The sequence below is a fragment of the Pseudomonas sp. Choline-02u-1 genome, assembly GCF_002836515.1.
Lineage (GTDB): Bacteria > Pseudomonadota > Gammaproteobacteria > Pseudomonadales > Pseudomonadaceae > Aquipseudomonas.
In genome coordinates this window covers 42,678-64,120 of sequence record NZ_PJBC01000011.1, presented here as the reverse complement: position 1 = coordinate 64,120, position 21,443 = coordinate 42,678, and the positions used below count along the sequence as shown (strand labels likewise).

At 58.6% G+C, this 21,443-nt stretch carries 19 protein-coding genes and 3 tRNA genes; 20 read left to right on the top strand and 2 right to left on the bottom strand.

Translation table 11 applies throughout. From position 1 onward, the window contains the following. Positions 1 to 4 precede the first annotated feature (4 nt). Positions 5 to 313 (bottom strand): YhbY family RNA-binding protein, encoded by a 309-nt coding sequence (locus tag CXF97_RS09080; RefSeq protein ID WP_016771761.1) that lies wholly within the window; start codon positions 311 to 313, stop codon positions 5 to 7. A gap of 101 nt (positions 314 to 414) precedes the next feature. Between CXF97_RS09080 and rlmE the strand changes: the two genes are divergently transcribed. From rlmE to CXF97_RS08990, 17 genes are all read left to right on the top strand, one after another. Continuing rightward, positions 415 to 1,044 (top strand): 23S rRNA (uridine(2552)-2'-O)-methyltransferase RlmE, encoded by a 630-nt coding sequence (rlmE, locus tag CXF97_RS09075; protein WP_101158082.1) that lies wholly within the window; start codon positions 415 to 417, stop codon positions 1,042 to 1,044. A gap of 202 nt (positions 1,045 to 1,246) precedes the next feature. Further along, positions 1,247 to 3,154 (top strand): ATP-dependent zinc metalloprotease FtsH, encoded by a 1,908-nt coding sequence (gene ftsH / locus CXF97_RS09070; protein ID WP_101158080.1) that lies wholly within the window; start codon positions 1,247 to 1,249, stop codon positions 3,152 to 3,154. A gap of 8 nt (positions 3,155 to 3,162) precedes the next feature. Further along, a complete protein-coding gene (folP, locus tag CXF97_RS09065) occupies positions 3,163 to 4,014 on the top strand; it encodes a dihydropteroate synthase (protein ID WP_101158078.1) in 852 nt (283 codons plus the stop codon). A gap of 16 nt (positions 4,015 to 4,030) precedes the next feature. Beyond that, on the top strand, positions 4,031 to 5,368 hold the full coding sequence (gene glmM / locus CXF97_RS09060) for a phosphoglucosamine mutase (RefSeq protein WP_101158076.1): 1,338 nt from the start codon (positions 4,031 to 4,033) through the stop codon (positions 5,366 to 5,368). A gap of 65 nt (positions 5,369 to 5,433) precedes the next feature. Then, positions 5,434 to 6,189: a triose-phosphate isomerase gene (gene tpiA, locus CXF97_RS09055; RefSeq protein WP_101158074.1), complete on the top strand. Its 756-nt coding sequence runs from the start codon at positions 5,434 to 5,436 to the stop codon at positions 6,187 to 6,189. A 4-nt stretch (positions 6,190 to 6,193) separates the two neighbouring features. Continuing rightward, entirely contained in the window at positions 6,194 to 6,577 is a 384-nt protein-coding gene (gene secG / locus CXF97_RS09050) for a preprotein translocase subunit SecG (protein ID WP_016771756.1), read from the top strand. A 22-nt stretch (positions 6,578 to 6,599) separates the two neighbouring features. Further along, positions 6,600 to 6,685, top strand: a tRNA-Leu gene (locus CXF97_RS09045). 97 nt (positions 6,686 to 6,782) lie between these two features. Next, a tRNA-Met gene (locus CXF97_RS09040) sits at positions 6,783 to 6,859 on the top strand. 139 nt (positions 6,860 to 6,998) lie between these two features. After that, on the top strand, positions 6,999 to 7,457 hold the full coding sequence (rimP, locus tag CXF97_RS09035; RefSeq protein WP_007973115.1) for a ribosome maturation factor RimP: 459 nt from the start codon (positions 6,999 to 7,001) through the stop codon (positions 7,455 to 7,457). A 47-nt stretch (positions 7,458 to 7,504) separates the two neighbouring features. Beyond that, a complete protein-coding gene (gene nusA, locus CXF97_RS09030; protein WP_101158072.1) occupies positions 7,505 to 8,986 on the top strand; it encodes a transcription termination factor NusA in 1,482 nt (493 codons plus the stop codon). Between the two features lie 27 nt (positions 8,987 to 9,013). Beyond that, a complete protein-coding gene (infB, locus tag CXF97_RS09025; protein WP_101158070.1) occupies positions 9,014 to 11,539 on the top strand; it encodes a translation initiation factor IF-2 in 2,526 nt (841 codons plus the stop codon). A 159-nt stretch (positions 11,540 to 11,698) separates the two neighbouring features. Next, positions 11,699 to 12,100: a 30S ribosome-binding factor RbfA gene (gene rbfA / locus CXF97_RS09020; RefSeq protein ID WP_101158068.1), complete on the top strand. Its 402-nt coding sequence runs from the start codon at positions 11,699 to 11,701 to the stop codon at positions 12,098 to 12,100. A 4-nt stretch (positions 12,101 to 12,104) separates the two neighbouring features. Continuing rightward, positions 12,105 to 13,022, top strand: coding sequence for a tRNA pseudouridine(55) synthase TruB (truB, locus tag CXF97_RS09015; protein ID WP_101158066.1), 918 nt, complete (start codon positions 12,105 to 12,107; stop codon positions 13,020 to 13,022). Positions 13,023 to 13,165: 143 nt separating this feature from the next. Next, entirely contained in the window at positions 13,166 to 13,435 is a 270-nt protein-coding gene (rpsO, locus tag CXF97_RS09010) for a 30S ribosomal protein S15 (RefSeq protein WP_016771751.1), read from the top strand. A 204-nt stretch (positions 13,436 to 13,639) separates the two neighbouring features. Further along, positions 13,640 to 15,745, top strand: a complete 2,106-nt coding sequence (gene pnp / locus CXF97_RS09000) for a polyribonucleotide nucleotidyltransferase (protein ID WP_101158062.1) — start codon at positions 13,640 to 13,642, stop codon at positions 15,743 to 15,745. Positions 15,746 to 15,940: 195 nt separating this feature from the next. Further along, positions 15,941 to 16,016, top strand: a tRNA-Thr gene (locus CXF97_RS08995). Between the two features lie 229 nt (positions 16,017 to 16,245). Beyond that, positions 16,246 to 16,545, top strand: coding sequence for a DUF6388 family protein (locus CXF97_RS08990; RefSeq protein WP_042608866.1), 300 nt, complete (start codon positions 16,246 to 16,248; stop codon positions 16,543 to 16,545). Between the two features lie 48 nt (positions 16,546 to 16,593). On the opposite strand, the gene nadC is transcribed toward CXF97_RS08990, so the two are convergent. Next, complete coding sequence (gene nadC / locus CXF97_RS08985; RefSeq protein WP_101158060.1) at positions 16,594 to 17,442, bottom strand: carboxylating nicotinate-nucleotide diphosphorylase; 849 nt, start codon at positions 17,440 to 17,442, stop codon at positions 16,594 to 16,596. A gap of 265 nt (positions 17,443 to 17,707) precedes the next feature. Between nadC and CXF97_RS08980 the strand changes: the two genes are divergently transcribed. From CXF97_RS08980 to ampE, 3 genes are all read left to right on the top strand, one after another. Beyond that, positions 17,708 to 19,888 (top strand): DUF1631 domain-containing protein, encoded by a 2,181-nt coding sequence (locus CXF97_RS08980; RefSeq protein WP_101158058.1) that lies wholly within the window; start codon positions 17,708 to 17,710, stop codon positions 19,886 to 19,888. 64 nt (positions 19,889 to 19,952) lie between these two features. After that, a complete protein-coding gene (ampD, locus tag CXF97_RS08975; RefSeq protein ID WP_101158056.1) occupies positions 19,953 to 20,513 on the top strand; it encodes a 1,6-anhydro-N-acetylmuramyl-L-alanine amidase AmpD in 561 nt (186 codons plus the stop codon). Beyond that, on the top strand, positions 20,510 to 21,349 hold the full coding sequence (gene ampE, locus CXF97_RS08970) for a regulatory signaling modulator protein AmpE (protein WP_101158054.1): 840 nt from the start codon (positions 20,510 to 20,512) through the stop codon (positions 21,347 to 21,349). Before ampD ends, ampE begins: the two co-directional genes overlap by 4 nt. The last annotated feature ends 94 nt before the right edge of the window (positions 21,350 to 21,443 follow it).

The window sequence follows — 21,443 nt, the reverse complement described above, 5'->3', positions numbered from 1 at the left end:
GTCATCACTTGAAGCGATGAACGTTCGACAGCTGCTTGTTGGCGCTGAAGTTCTTGCGATAGACCAGAGCCATCTTGCCGATGACCTGTACCAGGTCCGCTTTGCCGACCTTGCACAGTTCTGCGATGTGCGCCAGGCGCGACTCGCGATCGAGGATGTTGAGCTTGATCTTGATCAGCTCGTGATCCGCCAGGGCGCGTTCAAGTTCGGCTAGCACACCTTCAGTCAGACCGTTGTCAGCCACCGTCAGAACTGGTTTCAGGTGGTGGCCAATGGATTTGTACTGTTTTTTCTGCTCTGGAGTGAGCGGCATAATCTGACCCTTTCGTCTGGATTCTGTAAAATGGCGGCCATTTTACCCGAGGGTTCGTGGATCCGCCCAACTAATCACGACCCTAATCATCGAGGTGCCCAATGGCGCGTTCCAAGACAAGCCTTGGTTGGCTGAAAAGACATGTCAACGATCCTTATGTGAAGCAGGCGCAGAAGGATGGTTACCGCTCGCGTGCAAGTTACAAGCTTCTGGAAATCCAGGAAAAATACAAACTGATCCGCCCGGGCATGAGCGTGGTCGACCTGGGCGCTGCGCCGGGCGGCTGGTCGCAGGTCACCAGTCGGCTGATTGGTGGGCAGGGGCGTCTGATCGCCTCGGACATCCTGGAAATGGACAGCATCCCTGACGTGCAGTTTATCCAGGGCGACTTCACTGAGGACGCGGTTCTCGCTCAGATCCTTGAGGCTGTGGGTAATTCGCAGGTAGACCTTGTGATTTCCGATATGGCCCCCAATATGAGTGGTACGCCGGAAGTGGATATGCCCAAGGCCATGTTCCTTTGCGAGCTGGCTCTGGATCTGGCGGAGCGGATACTCAAGCCGGGTGGCAATTTCGTCATCAAGATTTTCCAGGGCGAAGGTTTCGATGTTTATCTGAAGGATGCTCGGAAGAAATTCGACAAGATCCAGATGATCAAGCCAGACTCTTCCCGTGGCAGCTCTCGTGAGCAATACATGCTGGCATGGGGTTACCGCGGCGGTGATGCGTAAAGCGAGGTTTTTCGCCAGGGCGATAGGTTTTTCGTATTTCGCTCCGCGTGCATAAGCGAATATTGTGTAGAAAGTGTTTCACAAAGGGTTACAGACGGCGCCTGCCAGAGTCGTAGGTAATGTAGTAAGTTAGGCCGGTGAATATCATGCGAAGCGCGCGCCAGTAGCGGAGCTTGCTTCAGAGGGTAGTTAATTGAACGATATGGCAAAGAATCTGATCCTGTGGTTGATCATCGCGGCTGTCCTGGTGACGGTGATGAACAACTTCTCCAGCCCTAACGAGCCGCAAACCCTCAACTATTCCGACTTCATCCAGCAGGTCAAGGATGGCAAGGTCGAGCGCGTCGCCGTTGATGGTTATGTGATTACCGGCAAGCGTACCGATGGCGACAGTTTCAAGACCATTCGTCCGGCAATTCAGGACAATGGTCTTATCGGAGACCTGGTCGACAACCATGTCGTGGTTGAAGGTAAACAGCCTGAGCAGCAAAGCATCTGGACCCAGCTTCTGGTGGCCAGCTTCCCGATTCTGGTGATCATCGCGGTGTTCATGTTCTTCATGCGCCAGATGCAGGGTGGCGCTGGTGGCAAGGGCGGCCCGATGAGCTTCGGCAAGAGCAAGGCACGCCTGCTCTCCGAAGATCAGGTGAAGACCACATTGGCTGACGTCGCCGGTTGCGACGAAGCCAAGGAAGAAGTCGGCGAGCTCGTCGAGTTCCTGCGTGATCCGGGCAAATTCCAGCGTCTGGGCGGCCGCATTCCTCGCGGTGTGCTGATGGTTGGTCCGCCGGGTACCGGTAAAACCTTGCTGGCCAAGGCGATTGCCGGTGAAGCGAAGGTGCCGTTCTTCACCATTTCCGGTTCCGACTTCGTCGAGATGTTCGTCGGTGTCGGCGCAAGCCGCGTCCGCGACATGTTTGAACAGGCCAAGAAGCACGCCCCTTGCATCATCTTCATCGACGAAATCGACGCAGTCGGTCGTCACCGTGGCGCCGGCATGGGCGGCGGTCACGACGAGCGTGAGCAGACTCTCAACCAGTTGCTGGTGGAGATGGATGGCTTCGAAATGAACGATGGCATCATCGTGATTGCCGCAACCAACCGTCCGGACGTACTCGACCCTGCGCTGCTGCGTCCGGGCCGTTTCGACCGTCAGGTGGTGGTTGGCTTGCCGGACATTCGTGGTCGCGAGCAGATTTTGAAAGTACACATGCGCAAAGTGCCGATGGGCGACGACGTTGCTCCGGCAGTGATCGCACGTGGTACTCCGGGTTTCTCCGGTGCTGACCTGGCCAACCTGGTCAACGAAGCGTCGCTGTTCGCTGCGCGCAGCGGCAAGCGTATCGTCGAGATGAAAGAGTTCGAACTGGCCAAGGACAAGATCATGATGGGCGCCGAGCGCAAATCAATGGTCATGTCCGAGAAAGAAAAACAGAACACTGCTTATCACGAAGCTGGCCACGCCATTGTTGGTCGGGTAGTGCCTGAGCATGATCCGGTCTACAAAGTATCGATCATCCCGCGCGGTCGTGCGTTGGGTGTGACCATGTTCCTTCCGGAAGAAGATCGCTACAGCCTGTCCAAGCGTGCGCTGATCAGCCAGATCTGCTCGCTGTACGGTGGTCGTATTGCTGAAGAAATGACCTTGGGCTTCGATGGGGTTACCACCGGTGCGTCCAACGACATCATGCGGGCAAGTCAGATCGCGCGGAACATGGTGACGAAGTGGGGACTGTCGGAAAAACTGGGTCCGTTGATGTACGCCGAAGAAGAGGGCGAAGTGTTCCTCGGTCGCGGCGGCGGTGGTCAGGCTGCCAGCTTCTCCGGCGAGACTGCCAAGCTGATCGACTCCGAAGTGCGCAGCATCATCGATCACTGCTACGGTACGGCCAAGCAGATTCTCACGGATAATCGTGACAAGCTGGATGCCATGGCTGATGCGCTGATGAAGTATGAAACCATTGATGCCGAGCAGATCGACGACATCATGGCAGGTCGTACACCTCGTGAGCCTCGTGACTGGTCTGGCGGCACCGGTACGCCTCCACCGCCTGTCGTGCAGGACGAGCGTCCGGAAAAACCGATTGGCGGTCCGGCTGCTGACGTTTAAGGTTTGAAATGACTTCTGTTCAGTCCCTGACCCGGTTGCCTTGCGGCAACCGGGTTCTTGATTTGGCCCAGACGCATGTCATGGGCATTCTCAACGTCACCCCTGATTCCTTCTCCGACGGCGGCCATTACAGCCAGCTCGATGCGGCTCTGCGCCATGCCGAAGCCATGGTGCTGGCTGGTGCGACGCTTATCGATGTCGGCGGCGAATCGACTCGGCCCGGTGCGCGAGCGGTTTCTCCGTTGGAGGAGCTTGAGCGCGTCGCACCAATTGTCGAGCTGATCAATCGCGAGCTGGATGTCGTTATCTCGGTCGATACTTCCACCCCGGCAGTCATGCGTGAAACCGCACGGCTCGGTGCCGGGCTGATCAATGACGTGCGTTCGTTGCGTCGCGACGGTGCGCTGGACGCGGCGGCCGCGACCGGATTACCGGTCTGCCTCATGCACATGCTCGGCGAGCCGGGCGATATGCAGGACAATCCGCAGTATCAGGATGTCACTCGCGAGGTCGGTGAGTTTCTCGCCGAGCGCATGGATCGGTGTGCCCAGGCTGGCATTCCCGCTAAGCGGATCATTCTTGACCCCGGCTTCGGCTTCGCCAAAACCCTGCAGCACAATCTAAGCTTGTTCAAGCACATGGAGGCCCTGCATGCTCTGGGTCGACCTCTGCTGGTAGGTGTTTCGCGCAAGAGTATGATTGGCCACGCCTTGAATCGTCCCGTGGGCGAGCGTCTGCATGGCGGGCTGGCACTGGCGGCGCTTGCTTCAGTCAAGGGCGCGTCTATATTGCGGGTTCACGATGTGGCGGAAACCGTCGATGTCGTGCGAATGATCGCGGCCGTGGAATCAGCCGAATAAGAATGATGGAGCACTTATGAGCAAGAAATATTTTGGTACCGACGGCATTCGCGGTCGCGTTGGTGAGTACCCGATCACGCCTGACTTCATGCTCAAGCTTGGCTGGGCGGCCGGCATGGCCTTCCGCAAGATGGGTGCCTGCAAGGTGCTGGTCGGCAAGGACACGCGGATCTCCGGTTATATGTTTGAGTCGGCACTCGAGGCCGGGCTGACCTCGGCGGGCGCCGATGTGATGCTGCTCGGCCCGATGCCGACCCCCGCGATCGCCTATCTGTCGCGCACGTTCCAGGCTGAAGCAGGCATTGTGATCAGTGCATCGCACAACCCTCATGACGATAACGGCATCAAGTTCTTCTCCGGTAAGGGCACCAAGCTGCCGGACGAGTTGGAGTTGATGATCGAAGAGTTGCTGGATACGCCGATGACCGTCGTCGAGTCGAGCAAAATCGGCAAGGTCTCGCGAATCAACGACGCATCGGGTCGCTACATCGAGTTCTGCAAAAGCAGCGTGCCTACTGGGACCAATTTTGCTGGGCTGAAAATCGTTATCGACTGTGCGCACGGTGCGACCTATAAGGTAGCGCCGAGCGTCTTCCGTGAGTTGGGGGCTGAAGTTGTTGTGCTGTCTGCTCAGCCGAACGGGTTGAACATCAATGATAACTGTGGTTCCACGCATATGGGGCCGTTGCAGGCTGCGGTACTTGCCGAGCATGCCGACCTCGGTATCGCATTCGATGGTGATGGCGACCGGGTATTGATGGTTGATCACACCGGCACCATCGTCGATGGTGACGATTTGCTGTTTATCATCGCCCGGGATCTGCATGAGCGCGGCAAGTTGCAGGGTGGCGTTGTCGGTACGTTGATGAGCAATCTTGGTCTTGAGCTGGCACTGGCGGAGCTGTCGATCCCGTTCGTTCGCGCCAATGTCGGTGACCGCTACGTGATCGCCGAGCTGCAGGAGCGCAATTGGCTGGTAGGTGGGGAAAACTCCGGGCATGTGGTTTGCTTCAATCACACCACCACGGGCGACGCAATCATCGCGGCCTTGCAAGTGTTGATGGCTCTCAAATCCCGCAATGATGGTTTGGCACAAACCCGGCAGGCGTTGCGCAAGTGTCCTCAAGTGCTGATCAATGTGCGCTTTGGCGGCGGGGAAAGCCCGCTGGAGCATCCGGCTGTCAAGGAAGCCAGTGCTCGTGTAACGCAGGCAATGGCGGGGCGCGGTCGTGTGCTTCTGCGCAAGTCCGGTACAGAGCCTTTGGTGCGCGTCATGGTTGAAGGCGAAGATGAAAACCAGGTCCGCGGCTACGCCGAGGAGCTGGCAAAACTGATAACCGAAGTTTCTGCCTGATACGGCTTGCAAGCCATGATTGTGTTGGGTAACATCTGCGCCCACTTTGACCGACGAGGTACAGCATGCGTCGCCCTATGGTAGCTGGTAACTGGAAGATGCACGGTACCCGCGCCAGCGTCGCTGAGCTGATCAACGGCCTTCGTCATCTGGCCTTGCCGAGCGGTATTGATGTCGCGGTGTTTCCGCCTTGCTTGTATATCAATCAAGTGATTGATGGCTTGAAAGGCAAGTCGATTTCAGTCGGCGCGCAGAACTCTGCGGTGGAAGCCATGCAAGGTGCACTGACCGGTGAAATTGCTCCCAGTCAGTTGGTGGATGCAGGTTGTTCCCTGGTGCTTGTCGGGCACTCCGAGCGTCGCCAGATTATGGGCGAGCGAGACGGAATGCTGAATCGCAAGTTCGCAGCGGCACAGGCGTGTGGCTTGATTCCGGTGTTGTGCGTAGGTGAAACCCTCGAGCAGCGCGAAGCCGGGAAGACTCTTGATGTTGTCGGGCGTCAGCTGGGCAGCATCATCGAGGAGCTGGGTGTCGGTGCCTTTGCCAAGGCGGTCATTGCTTACGAGCCGGTCTGGGCCATTGGTACCGGGCTGACTGCAACGCCGCAACAGGCTCAGGATGTGCATAAAGCCATCCGTGACCAGTTGGCGGCAGAGAATTCTGAAGTCGCACGAGGAGTGCGGCTTCTATACGGCGGCAGCGTGAAGGCGGCCAATGCGGTCGAACTGTTCGGCATGCCGGATATCGATGGGGGGCTCATTGGTGGGGCTTCCCTGAATGCAGATGAGTTCGGTGCGATCTGTCGCGCCGCGGGAAACTGAAAAAATGCTGGAAACAGTCGTAGTCGTTTTTCATCTGCTGGGTGCATTGGGCGTAGTTGCTCTGGTTTTGCTGCAGCAGGGTAAGGGTGCGGACGCTGGCGCATCTTTCGGAGCAGGTGCTTCAAATACTGTGTTCGGAAGCCAAGGTTCCTCTACCTTTCTTAGTAAGTTTACTGCTATACTTGCCGCCGGTTTCTTCATAACCAGCTTGGGGTTAGGTTACTTTGCTAAAGAGAAAGCTCATCAGCTGACTCAAGCGGGTTTGCCAGATCCAGCAGTGTTGGAAGTGCCTAAGCAACAACCGGCTTCTGATGATGTCCCGGTGCTTCAAGAGCAAAAGTCGGCTACTCCAGCGACTGACGTGCCTCCAGCTCAAGAGCAGAAGTAAGAAGGGTTTCAAACGTAGTATTGCCGAGGTGGTGGAATTGGTAGACACGCAACCTTGAGGTGGTTGTGCCCATAGGGTGTAGGGGTTCGAGTCCCCTTCTCGGTACCAATTAGTCAGGAGAGCCCGCTGTTGCGGGCTTTCTTGTAGGTGGAAGGTTACATTGACCCTAAAAGGGATCGGTCGTATACTTCCGCCCCAGCTTTGTCGCGGGGTGGAGCAGTCTGGTAGCTCGTCGGGCTCATAACCCGAAGGTCGTCGGTTCAAATCCGGCCCCCGCAACCAGTTTAAGGAGCCCCTTTTAAGGGGCTTTTTGTTAGCTGGATACTTTCAACGCCGCTGTTCGACGGCGTTTCAAGGATGGGCGTTATGCCCATTTTTTTATTTTGCAAAGCATGCACATATCATGCACTAGGGGGTTCAGGTGTCGAGCAAGCTAGAAGAGTTGCAGGCCTTGCTGGCCCCGGTGGTCGTGGCCCTGGGCTATGAATGCTGGGGTATCGAGTTTTCGGCTCAGGGTCGGCACTCGATGTTGCGCGTTTATATTGATAAAGAAGGTGGCGTGCTGGTGGACGATTGCGCCATTGTCAGCCGTCAGATCAGCGGTGTTCTGGATGTTGAAGATCCGATCTCCGTTGAATACACCCTTGAAGTGTCCTCGCCTGGCATGGAGCGCCCGCTGTTCACTCTTGAGCAGTTTGCCAAATTTGCCGGTGAACAAGTGAAGATCAAGCTGCGCTCGCCTTTCGAGGGACGACGCAACTTTCAGGGCCTTCTGCGCGGTGTAGAAGAGCAGGATGTCGTGGTGCAGGTTGAAGACCATGAGTTCCTGTTGCCGATCGATATGATCGACAAGGCCAACATTATTCCCAGTTTTGACTGAGACGCGGATCCCGCGGATCCAATGGCTTGCGAAAGGCGAGGCGTACGATGAGCAAAGAAGTACTGCTGGTTGTTGAGTCGGTATCCAATGAAAAGGGTGTACCGGCAAGCGTAATTTTTGAAGCGCTGGAGCTGGCTCTGGCCACTGCTACCAAAAAGCGCTTTGAAGACGAAGTGGACCTGCGTGTGGAAATTAATCGCCACACCGGTTCCTACGAAACCTTCCGTCGCTGGACGGTCGTTGAAGAGGATGATCTCGACGATCCGGCCATCGAAACCTGGCCAAGCAAGGTTGCCGAAACGCATCCTGGCGCCAAGGTCGGTGACGTCGTCGAAGAGAAAATCGAATCCATCGAGTTCGGCCGCATCGCTGCACAGACTGCCAAGCAGGTCATCGTGCAGAAGGTTCGCGAAGCCGAGCGCGCTCAAGTGGTTGACGCCTATCGCGAGCGCCTGGGAGAAATCATCTCCGGCACCGTGAAAAAAGTTACCCGCGACAACGTGATCGTCGATCTGGGCAACAACGCTGAAGCGTTGCTGGCCCGTGAAGACATCATTTCTCGCGAAACCTTCCGTGTCGGCGTGCGTCTGCGTGCGCTGCTCAAGGAAATCCGCACCGAGAACCGCGGCCCGCAGCTGATCCTGTCGCGTACCGCGCCGGAAATGCTGATCGAGCTGTTCCGTATCGAAGTGCCGGAAATCGCCGAAGGCCTCATCGAGGTCATGGCCGCCTCCCGTGATCCGGGTTCGCGTGCCAAGATCGCCGTCCGCTCCAAGGACAAGCGCATTGACCCACAAGGTGCCTGCATCGGTATGCGCGGTTCGCGCGTCCAGGCGGTATCGGGTGAGTTGGGTGGTGAGCGTGTTGATATCGTGCTGTGGGACGACAACCCTGCCCAGTTCGTGATCAACGCCATGTCCCCGGCCGAGGTTGCGGCAATTATCGTTGACGAAGATGCCCATGCCATGGACATCGCCGTCGGCGCAGACAATCTGGCTCAGGCCATCGGTCGCGGTGGTCAGAACGTGCGTCTGGCCAGCCAGTTGACTGGCTGGACCCTGAACGTGATGACCGAATCGGACATCCAGGCTAAGCAGCAAGCAGAAACCGGCGACATCCTGCGCAACTTCATCGACGAGCTGGAAGTCGACGAAGAACTGGCTCAGGTGCTGGTAGATGAAGGCTTCACCAGCCTGGAAGAGATTGCCTACGTACCGGTGGAGGAGATGCTCAACATCGACGGCTTTGACGAGGACATCGTCAACGAGCTTCGTGCTCGCGCCAAGGATCGCTTGTTGACCAAAGCCATCGCTACTGAGGAAAAGCTGGCAGACGCCCATCCGGCCGAAGACCTGCTCTCGCTTGAGGGTATGGACAAGGATTTGGCGATGGAACTGGCGGTGCGCGGCGTAATTACCCGCGAAGACCTGGCCGAGCAGTCTATTGACGACCTGCTCGACATCGACGGCATTGACGATGATCGTGCCGGCAAGTTGATCATGGCCGCCCGAGCCCACTGGTTCGAGTAATTAGGCGCGGCCTGAGGAGAGAAGTGCATGACGCAAGTCACGGTGAAACAACTGGCCGATGAGGTCAAAACACCGGTAGAGCGCCTGTTGCAGCAGATGCGTGAGGCAGGTCTGCCGCACACCGCCGCCGACGAAAATGTGACTGACAGTGAGAAGCAATCCCTGCTGACTCACTTGAAGAGCAGTCACAAGGCGAAAGTGGAAGAACCACGCAAGATCACGCTGCAGCGTAAAACCACCAGCACCCTGCGTGTGGCTGGTAGCAAGAGCATCAGCGTAGAAGTTCGCAAGAAGAAAGTTTTCGTACAGCGCAGCCCGGAAGAAATCGAAGCCGAGCGCAAGCGTGAACTGGATGAGCGTCGCGCAGTAGAAAATGCTGCTCGCCAGAAGGCTGAAGAAGAAGCCAAGCAACGCGCCGAAGAAACAGCGCGTAACCAGCCTGCTGCTGCGCAAACCGCTGCCAGCGACGCCGTTGCGGCTCCGGCTGCTGCCGAACCTGTTCGCGAAAGCGCACCGGTGGCTGCTGCTCCTGCTCCGTCGGCTGACGTTCGCAACAAGCAGAACGAACAGCGCCGTCCGGACAAGCCACGTGCCGACGATAACAATCGTCGCAGCGGTGGCGGTGATGGCGAGCGCAAAAACGCTCCGCATCGCGCATCGGTCAAGGAAAAAGCCCCGGCTCCACGCGTGGCGCCACGCACTACCGACGAAGAAAGCGATGGCTTCCGTCGTGGTGGTCGCGGCAAGGCCAAGCTGAAGAAGCGCAACGCCCACGGTTTCCAGAGCCCGACCGGCCCTGTCGTGCGTGATGTGCAGATCGGCGAGACCATCACGGTTGGCGATCTCGCCAATCAGATGTCGGTCAAAGCGGCTGAAATCATCAAGTTCATGTTCAAACTGGGTACCCCAGCGACCATCAACCAGGTGCTTGATCAGGAAACTGCTCAACTGGTAGCCGAAGAACTGGGCCACAAAGTGACCCTGGTCAGCGACACTGCCCTGGAAGATTCCCTGGCCGAGTCCCTGAAGTTTGAAGGTGAGTCGTTCTCCCGTGCGCCTGTCGTGACCGTAATGGGCCACGTTGACCACGGTAAAACTTCCCTGCTCGACTACATCCGTCGTGCCAAGGTAGCTGCTGGCGAAGCCGGCGGTATCACCCAGCACATCGGTGCATACCACGTCGAGACTGATCGCGGCATGGTCACCTTCCTCGACACCCCGGGTCACGCCGCGTTTACCGCAATGCGAGCCCGTGGTGCCAAGGCGACCGACATCGTGATCCTCGTGGTTGCAGCGGACGACGGCGTGATGCCGCAAACCATCGAAGCCGTTCAGCATGCTCAGGCAGCTGGCGTGCCACTGGTTGTTGCAGTGAACAAGATCGACAAGCCGGGCGCTGATCTCGATCGCATCCGCAGCGAACTGTCGGTTCACGGCGTGACTTCCGAAGACTGGGGTGGCGACACGCCATTCGTACCGGTTTCGGCGAAGATGGGTACTGGCGTGGACGAGCTGCTTGAAGCCGTTCTGCTGCAGGCCGAAGTGCTTGAACTGAAAGCGACTCCGTCGGCTCCTGGCCGTGGTGTGGTGGTTGAATCGCGTCTCGACAAGGGTCGTGGCCCGGTGGCAACCGTGCTGGTTCAGGACGGTACTCTGCGCCAAGGCGACATGGTTCTGGTCGGTTCGAACTATGGCCGCGTGCGTGCCATGCTCGACGAGAACGGCAAGCCGATCAAGGAAGCCGGTCCATCCATCCCTGTCGAGATCCTCGGCCTGGACGGTACCCCGGACGCTGGCGACGAGATGAGCGTGGTTGCCGACGAGAAGAAAGCCCGTGAAGTGGCTCTGTTCCGTCAAGGCAAGTTCCGCGAAGTCAAACTGGCTCGCGCTCACGCCGGCAAGCTGGAAAACATCTTCGAAAACATGGGGCAGGCCGAGAAGAAGACGCTCAACATCGTCCTCAAGTCTGACGTCCGTGGTTCGCTGGAAGCGTTGAACGGTGCCTTGAATGGCCTGGGCAACGATGAAGTTCAAGTGCGCGTAGTGGGCGGCGGCGTCGGTGGTATCACCGAATCCGATGCCAACCTGGCACTGGCTTCCAACGCTGTACTGTTCGGCTTCAACGTGCGTGCCGATGCTGGCGCTCGCAAGATCGTCGAGCAGGAAGGTCTGGACATGCGTTACTACAACGTGATCTACGACATCATCGAAGACGTCAAGAAAGCCCTCACCGGCATGCTCGGCAGCGATGTTCGCGAAAACATCCTGGGTGTGGCTGAAGTGCGTGACGTGTTCCGTTCGCCGAAGTTTGGCGCGATCGCCGGTTGCATGGTGATCGAAGGTGTCGTGCACCGTAACCGTCCGATCCGTGTACTGCGTGAAGACATCGTTATCTTCGAAGGCGAGCTGGAATCCCTGCGCCGCTTCAAGGATGACGCTTCCGAAGTACGTGCCGGCATGGAATGCGGTATCGGCGTGAAGAGCTACAACGACGTCAAAGTCGGCGACAAGATCGAAGTCTTCGAGAAGGTTCAGGTTGCTCGCAGCCTCTGACTCGCGCACTTCAAGGGCCACGATGCGCCGTAGCATGCAAATGCGCGGTGCAGCGTCCGGACTCTAAACGCAACGCCCGGTCTGGCTTTTGTCAGGCCGGGCGTTTGCCGCTTTCAGACCTTGCGGGTTTCACCGCTGGGCAGTAACAGGTAACAAATCATGGCAAAAGAATACAGCCGTACCCAACGTATCGGCGATCAGATGCAGCGCGAGCTGGCGCAACTGATCCGTCGCGAAGTCAAAGATCCGCGCGTCGGCCTGGTCACCATCACCGCTGTGGAAGTGTCCCGTGACGTCGGTCACGCGAAGATTTTCATCACCGTGATGGGGCAGGACAACGCTGAAGACATCGCGCAAAGCATCAAGGTGCTCAATGCCGCCGCAGGCTTCCTGCGCATGCAACTGGCCCGTGAGATGAAGCTGCGCAGCGTGCCGCAATTGCACTTCCACTACGACGAATCCGTCGTGCGTGGCGCGCACCTGTCGGCGCTGATCGAGCGCGCCGTCGCTGAAGACAATCAGCACGCTGCCGCTCCTGCACCTGAAGACACCAAGGAGTAATTCGGTGGCTCAGGTCAAACGTATCCGTCGTAACGTCAGCGGCATCATCCTGCTCGACAAGCCGTTGGGGTTCACTTCCAACGCCGCGTTGCAGAAGGTGCGCTGGCTGCTCAATGCCGAGAAGGCCGGGCACACCGGCAGCCTCGACCCGTTAGCCACCGGCGTGTTGCCGCTGTGCTTCGGCGAGGCGACCAAGTTCTCGCAGTATCTGCTTGATTCCGACAAAGGCTATGAAACCCTGGCGCAACTGGGCAAAACCACCACCACGGCCGATGCCGAGGGTGAAGTTTTGCAGGAGCGCCCGGTGACCGTTGGTCGCGTCGACGTTGAGGCGGTTTTGCCCAATTTTCGTGGGCAAATCAGTCAGATACCACCGATGTACTCGGCTCTCAAGCGTGATGGCCAGCCGCTGTACAAACTGGCACGTGCAGGCGAAGTAGTGGAGCGCGAACCGCGTTCTGTTACTATTGCGCGCTTGGAATTGCTGGCCTTCGAAGGCGATACTGCGCGGCTTGCGGTGGACTGCAGCAAGGGCACCTATATTCGTACCCTGGTGGAGGATATCGGTGAGCAACTCGGTTGTGGTGCGTACGTCGCAGAATTGCGTCGGACCCAGGCCGGGCCTTTCACTCTCGCGCAGACGGTGACCCTCGAAGAGCTGGAAGCGGTACATGCCGAAGGTGGCAACGAAGCGGTTGATCGCTTTCTGATGCCCTCGGACAGTGGCCTGCAGGATTGGCCGCTGCTGCACTTCTCGGAAGCGAGCGCGTTCTACTGGCTCAACGGCCAGCCGGTACGTGCCCCGGATGCACCGAAGTTCGGCATGGTACGAGTACAGGATCACAATGGTCGCTTCATCGGTATCGGTGAAGTGAGCGAAGACGGGCGCATCGCGCCGCGTCGCTTGATTCGGTCAGAATGACCGGAACCGGTCTGCGTTAAGCGGGCCGGCGAGTGTGGCTGTTAACAGGCATGGTCACTACTCATTTATAGATACAGGGATTTGTCCCTGGCCTGTTGAAGCTGTTTCCCTGAAACAGTTTCCTGATAAGGAAGGATTGCCTCATGGCTCTCGACGTTCAAGAAAAAGCTCAAATCGTTGCTGACTACCAGCAAGCTGTTGGTGACACTGGTTCGCCAGAAGTGCAGGTTGCACTGCTGACCGCCAACATCAACAAACTGCAAGGTCACTTCAAGGCCAACGGTAAAGATCACCACTCCCGTCGTGGTCTGATCCGCATGGTTAACCAGCGTCGCAAGCTGCTGGACTACCTGAAAGGCAAGGACGTAAGCCGGTACGCCGCGCTGATCGCTCGCCTGGGTCTGCGTCGCTAATCAGCGATTGCGCTATGAGGTTGGTGGTCTGTCGGGCGTCAGCGGTTTTCCGCTGGCGCCTTGCAGGCTCCCAGCCTCAAGTTTTATCTGCAGCATGGCTTTACCTGTAGCACCCGGACAATTGCCATCGGGCCGATTCCCGAAATTGCCCAAGAATTCGCGAGAAACCGTTTCCCCCAAGAGCCACAAAGAAGGTAGGACACCGTGAACCCGGTAATCAAAAAATTCCAGTTCGGTCAATCGACCGTTACCCTCGAGACAGGCCGTATCGCCCGTCAGGCCTCCGGCGCAGTTTTGGTCACCGTTGACGACGATGTCAGCGTGTTGGTGACTGTTGTCGGTGCAAAGCAAGCCGATCCGGGCAAGGGCTTCTTCCCTCTGTCCGTGCACTACCAGGAAAAGACTTACGCTGCCGGTAAGATCCCTGGCGGTTTCTTCAAGCGTGAAGGCCGTCCTTCCGAGAAAGAAACCCTGACTTCCCGACTGATCGACCGTCCGATCCGTCCGCTGTTCCCAGAAGGCTTCATGAACGAAGTGCAGGTTGTCTGCACCGTCGTTTCCACCAGCAAGAAGACCGATCCGGACATCGCTGCGATGATCGGTACCTCGGCTGCCCTGGCCATTTCCGGCATTCCGTTCGACGGCCCGATCGGCGCCGCTCGTGTGGCTTTCCACGAAAGCACCGGCTACCTGTTGAATCCGACTTACGAACAGCAAGCCGCTTCGAGCCTGGACATGGTTGTTGCCGGTACTTCCGACGCCGTGCTGATGGTTGAATCGGAAGCCAAAGAGCTGACCGAAGACCAGATGCTGGGCGCGGTACTGTTCGCTCACGACGAATTTCAGGTTGTGATCAACGCTGTTAAAGAACTGGCCGCTGAAGCTGCCAAGCCAACCTGGAACTGGGCTCCGGCTCCAGAAGCCACTGAACTGCTGGGCGCTATCCGTGCCGAGTTCGGCGAGGCGATCTCCCAGGCTTACACCATCACCATCAAGGCCGACCGCTACGCGCGTCTGGGCGAGTTGCGTGACCAGGTGGTTGCCAAGCTGTCCGGTGAAGAAGGCCAGCCTTCGGCTGCTGAAGTCAAAGCTGCTTTCGGCGAAATCGAATACCGCACCGTTCGCGAAAACATCGTCAACGGCAAGCCACGTATCGACGGCCGCGACACCCGCACCGTACGTCCGCTGAACATCGAAGTCGGCGTACTGCCGAAGACCCACGGTTCGGCACTGTTCACCCGTGGTGAAACCCAGGCACTGGTTGTTGCAACACTGGGCACCGCCCGTGACGCACAACTGCTGGACACCCTGGAAGGCGAAAAGAAAGACCCGTTCATGCTGCACTACAACTTCCCGCCGTTCTCGGTGGGCGAGTGTGGTCGCATGGGTGGCGCGGGTCGTCGCGAAATCGGTCACGGCCGTCTGGCCCGTCGTTCGGTTTCGGCCATGCTGCCAGCCGCTGACGTGTTCCCGTACACCATCCGCGTGGTGTCGGAAATCACCGAATCCAACGGTTCGAGCTCGATGGCTTCCGTGTGCGGCGCTTCCCTGGCCCTGATGGACGCCGGTGTACCGATGAAGGCACCGGTTGCCGGTATCGCCATGGGTCTGGTTAAGGAAGGCGAGAAATTCGCCGTCCTGACCGACATCCTCGGTGACGAAGATCACCTGGGCGACATGGACTTCAAGGTTGCCGGTACCGCCAAAGGCGTTACCGCACTGCAGATGGACATCAAGATCAAGGGCATCACCGAAGAGATCATGGAAATCGCTCTGGGCCAGGCCCTTGAAGCGCGCCTGAACATCCTCGGTCAGATGAACCAGATCATTGGCCAGTCGCGTACCGAACTGTCGGCCAACGCTCCGACCATGATCGCGATGAAGATCGACACCGACAAGATCCGTGACGTCATCGGTAAAGGTGGCGCGACCATCCGTGCGATCTGCGAAGAAACCAAGGCTTCGATCGACATCGAAGACGACGGTTCGATCAAGATCTTCGGCGAAACCAAGGATGCCGCGGAAGCTGCCCGTCAGCGCGTTCTGAGCATCACGGCAGAAGCCGAGATCGGCAAGATCTACGTCGGCAAGGTTGAGCGCATTGTCGACTTCGGCGCATTCGTCAACATCCTGCCGGGCAAGGACGGTCTGGTGCATATCTCGATGCTGAGCGACGCTCGTGTAGAGAAAGTGACCGACATCCTGAAGGAAGGCCAGGAAGTGGAAGTGCTGGTACTGGACGTGGACAACCGCGGCCGTATCAAGCTGTCCATCAAAGACGTGGCAGCTGCCAAGGCTTCGGGCGTTTAATCAGCCCAAGGCTTTAGCGCAATGAAGATGCCCCCGCCGTGCAAACGGCGGGGGCATTTTTTTGCCTTGAATAAAGATCCAAAGATCGCAGCCTGCGGCAGCTCCTGCAAAGCGCTGTGATAACCCGATCATGTGGGAGCTGCCGCAGGCTGCGATCTTTGCTTTTGTGAAAACCGGTGCTAGGTTTAGCCCACCGCCCGTGTAGCTCAGCCGGTAGAGCAGCGCACTCGTAACGCGAAGGTCGCAGGTTCGATTCCTGTCTCGGGCACCAGATTCCCGGCGCGCCACGTCGACTCATGTTCCGCAGGTCAGCTTTTTGTGCGAGAGATGTAAAGAGCCGTGTAATTCGTCATGCAAACGTCCTATATTCGGTGCCTGCATGAGCATCGCTTAGCAGTTTTCAGATGATCCCGAATGGTTCCGAAGGCCGGCCTGTCCGCGTCAGAGAGATCCTTGATGATCCAGATCCATCCTCCATTCTTAAGATCAGCGAGAACCCCATGACTGAATTGACCCAAGAGCAACGCCACGAACAAGCGCTGGAAAAATACCTTCTGGATGTGCCGGACCTGAAGGAAGAGATCAAGGACCTGAGTCCCGATGATCAGAAAGACCAGATCCAGTGGGCCTTCGAAGACGAAGCCGAAGCGCAGGGCCTGCAGCCGTGGGAGCTGACCCTCAAATACACCAGCACGCCGGAGGAGTTCGAAGCGCAGCGCCTCGTACTGCATAAGGAAGCGGCTGAGGTACTGGGTGTCGAGTGGGATGAGTATTGCGAGATGAACAATCTGGTGGTCTGAACAAAAACGCCAGCCTCAACAGGCTGGCGTTTTCTATTGCGCGAATGCTCAGAGGCTCAGTCGCATCGACAGATCCACCGCTTTGACATCCTTGGTCATCGCGCCAATCGAGATGTAATCCACGCCCGTTTCGGCGATCGGCAGCAGCGTGCTTTCGTTGATGCCGCCGCTGGCTTCGAGTTTCGCTTTGCCGGCGGTCCGACGTACTGCTTCGCGCATGTCATCCAGGCTCAGTTCGTCGAGCATGATGATATCGGCGCCGGCTTCCAGCGCTTGCTGCAACTCTTCAAGACTTTCCACTTCGATCTCCACCGGTTTGCCCGGGGCGATCTTGTGGGCGGCGGCCACGGCTTCGGTAATGCCACCGCTGGCGGCGATGTGGTTTTCCTTGATCAGGAAGGCGTCGTACAGACCGATGCGATGGTTGTGACAGCCGCCGCAGGTCACTGCGTATTTCTGCGCCAGACGCAGGCCGGGCAGAGTTTTGCGAGTGTCGAGTAATCTGACCTGAGTCTCGCCGACGAAATCCGCCAGGTACTGCGCGCGTGTTGCCACACCGGACAGCAACTGCAGGAAATTCAATGCGCTGCGTTCACCCGTCAACAGTGAGCGAGCCGGGCCTTCCAGATGGAACAGTGGCTGATTGGCTTTGACCCGCTGGCCGTCGACCACTTGCCAATGCACCGCCACGCGCGGATCGAGCTGGCGAAACACCGCATCGACCCACGCGGTGCCGCAGATGACCGCGTCGTCACGGGTGATGATGGTGGCTTTGGCCAGGCGTTCGGCCGGGATCAGTTGCGCGGTGATGTCGCCGCTGCCGACGTCTTCGAGCAACGCACGACGCACGTTGTTTTCGATTTCGGCGGTCAGATCGGCGAGACGTAGATTCGGCATAACGGACTCCACAAACAAAGTGGTTCGATTATAGGGGCAGGGCGCAAGCCAACCCAAGGCGAGAACGCGAGTGCCTGACTGCATCTGGTCGATTTTCCTGAGCCGGCGCCCGGTTCATGGCGTGTAGGGGAAACCCTGAGGCCTATAGATCGCAGACATCTTTTGCAAGATAATCCGCCTTGTATTTGACGTCATGGCTTTGACGAACGACTCCGCTGGGGCAGTGTCAAAGCGACGAACCGAATCACCGTTCCAGGAGGCTTGGATGCGCAACGACGGGAAAGTGGTGCCTTTGCACCGGGCGACTGCCGATCTGGCGGACCACTCGCCGCTTGCCCGCTTGCCGGTGATTCTGTTGCAGGTCCGCGACAAGGCTGCGCAGCAGCTGCGCCACGATCTGCAGGAGTTGTTCGATAACGCGGATGACACGCTGTTCGAAATGGCCGACCGGGCGCGCAATGATGTCGACCAGAACATCTTTTTCGAAGCCATGCGCGACCTGCGCCTCAAGCGCAAGAACATCGAGCGCGGCTTTCTCGAGCTGTTTTTCGAAGCCTTTGCCGGCCTTACTCAATACAACCCCGCCGCCATTACCTTGCCACGCACGCTGGTGGTCGAAGAATCCACCCCGCGTACCGATGCCATGGAGCGCACCGTGGCCGTTCAGACCATGGTCAGCCGTGTGCTCAAGCGTGACGGCTTTGCCCTTGATCAACTGACCGCGCGGTTCAGTTCAATGCTCGGCAAGCGTCTGGACGACCAGCACAATCCGCTGAGCCCGGTGATGCTTTGCGAATATTTCCTGCAGGCCGGGCGTAACCTTGGCGTCGAGATCAAGGTCAAGCTGATCCTGCTCAAGTTGTTCGAGCGCTATGTGCTGGCCGACACCGAGCAACTGTATGCAGAGGCCAATCAGTTGTTGCTCGCCACCGGCGTGCTGCCGCATCTGAAACCTGCCATGGCTCGTCGCGTGGTCGAGCCTGCCGATAGCGACACATTCATTGATGATCTCGATGCACCGCCAGCAGCGGACGAAGCCGTAGAGGAAGTGTTCGCGGCGTTGCAGCAATTGCTCGCCCATGTGCGTGGCCGCGTCACACCGACACTGGAGCACGGCGCCCCGGCGCATCCGATCAACACCCGCGACCTGCTGCGTTTGTTGTCGCACTTGCAGCAATACGTACCGGCGCTGGAGGCTCAGGAAGATTTCGATCTGCGCCATCAGCTCGAGCAGCTGCTGACCCGGGTCAGCGTCAGAAGCGGCCGGTCCCGCGTTGTCGCGACCGCCGACGAAGATGTGATCAACCTGATCGCCATGGTTTTCGACTGCATCCTCGAGGATCGCAATCTGCCCGACGCGCTCAAGGCGCTGATCGCCCGATTGCAGATTCCGATGCTCAAAGTCGCCGTGCTGGATAAAAGCTTCTTCAGCCGTAGCACCCATCCGGCGCGGCGCCTGCTCAACGAAATCGCCGAGGCCGCGATGGGCTGGAGCGACTGCGACGGAGCAGAGCGCGACAGCCTCTACGTGCGCATCGAACAAGTGGTGCAGCGCTTGCTGAGCGAATTTGTCGACGACCCGGCGATCTTCTCCGAGCTGCTCGCGGATTTCCTTGCCTTTACTCAGGAAGAGCGCCGCCGCACCGAACTGCTTGAGCAACGCTTGCGTGATGCCGAGGAGGGCCGAGCGAAAGCCGAGCTGGCTCAGCGGCGCGTCGCGCAGGCGCTGCAGCAGGCATTGCTGGGCAAAGTGCTGCCGGCGACCGTGGTCAGCTTCGTCCGGCAGGCCTGGAGCAAAGTGTTGCTGCTGACCTGCCTCAAGCATGGCGATCAGTCCGCCGAATGGCACGCCGACGTGCAGACGATGGAACAGTTGATCTGGAGCGTGCAGCGCCACGACGATGGCGAATCCAGCCTGCGCCTGTTGGCTCTGGTACCGGGTTTGCTGAAATCGCTGCGCGATGGCCTGAGCAGCACCGCGTTCGACCCGTTTGCCACCAGCGAATTCTTCAGTGCACTGGAGGCGCTGCACGTGCGCGTGCTGGAGCGCTCCGATGAAGCCGATCACAGCGCCACGCCGCTGATCGAAGTCACGCCGCAGGTCTTGCAGCTCAGCGCCGATCAAGCTGCAGCCATGCCTGCGCCGCGCCGGGCGCAAGACGATGCCGGTTTGTCTCAGGTCGAGCAGTTGCGTGTGGGCAGTTGGGTGGTGTTCGACGATGATGACGAACAGACCTTGCGTTGCAAACTCGCGGCGATCATCGATGAGACCGGCAAATACGTTTTCGTCGACCGCACGGGCATGAAAGTGCTGGAGCGCAGCCGCACCGATCTGGCGCTGGCGTTCAGTCGTGGCGGCGTGCGTGCGCTTGACGACACCTTGTTGTTCGACCGTGCACTGGAATCGGTGCTGGGCGACCTGCGGCGACTCAATCGCGGCAAGTGATCGCGCGCCGGGGGCGGATCGCGGCATACTGGGCGTCCACATGGTCGGCGTTGAAGGAATCGGTATGCAGTTGGATCCCGCGAGCGGGTGGTGTCATGGCGTGCAGATCTGCCCGTCGCCCAACTTCAATGAGCGCCCGGCGGGCGAAGTGTCCCTGTTGGTCATTCACAACATCAGCCTGCCGCCGGCGCAATTCGCCACCGGCAAGGTTCAGGAGTTTTTCCAGAATCGTCTGGATGTCACCGAACACACGTACTTTGCAGGCATCGCTGACCTGCGCGTCTCCGCGCATTTTCTGATCGAACGTGACGGCAAGGTCACCCAGTTTGTCTCCTGTCTTGCGCGAGCGTGGCATGCCGGCATCTCGATGTTCGAAGGCCGCGAAACCTGTAACGATTTTTCCGTGGGCATCGAGCTGGAAGGCACCGATGATCTGCCGTTCACCGACGAACAATATCGCGCGCTGACGGCGCTGACCCGGCAGTTGCAGCAACGTTTTCCGGCGATCACCGATCAGCGTATCTGCGGCCACAGCGATATCGCTCCGGGGCGCAAGACCGATCCGGGACCGGCATTCGACTGGGCACGCTACCGCGCCGCCCTGGCAAAAGAGGAAGGACAATGAGTTTTCTGGTGTTACTGCTGGCGCTGTGGATCGAGAAGTTTTCGGCCCTGCGCCATCGGCTTCAACGCGACGGCGGATGGATCCGCGAGCTGCACAAACTCGAAAGCAGCGAACGGCTGGCCAGGCAACCCTGGCTGGTGCTGACGATTCTGGTGCTGTTCCCGGTGGCGTTACTGGCGCTGTTGCTGCTGGTGCTGGAACCGGTGGCTTACGGTTTGCTGGCGCTGCCGGTGCATTTGCTGGTGGTGATTTACAGCCTGGGCCGTGGCGACTTGCTGGGCGGCCTCGGGCCGTTTCGCGATGCCTGGCGCCGTGAGGATCTGCAAGCGGCGGCGCACGTGGCCAAGCGCGATCTGAACATCTGCGCCGACAGCGGCGAGCAATTGCTTGAGCGGGTGCAAGGTCATCTGTTGTGGCAGGCCTATCAGAGTTTCTTCGCAGTGATCTTCTGGTATTTCCTCCTCGGTCCTGTGGCGGCATTGGCTTATCGCTTGCTGGCGCTGGCCGAAGAGCATGGAAGCAATCCGGCGCTGGTCGAGCGCGCGGCGCAACTGCGTCATGCCTTCGATTGGGTACCGGTGCGTTTGCTGGCGGCGAGTCTTGCGTTGGTCGGCAACTTCGTCGCGGTCAGCCGAGTGATGCTGCACGAGCTGCTCAACTGGAACATCAGCGCTGCGCAGTTGATCAACAAGGTCGGCCTGGCAGCTGGGGAAATCCCGCCGCCAGCAGTCGGTCCGGACGGCATCAATACCCTCGACTGCCTGTGGGAACTGCTGCTGCGCGCGGCGGTGCTGTGGTATGCCGGGTTTGCCTTGTGGACTGTTCTGGTTCGCTAATTAGAGAAGATCAAAAGATCGCAGCCTTCGGCAGCTCCTACACAGGCTGCGATCTTTTCGTTGTTAACCTTAAGTTACAAAACCTCCCGCCGAT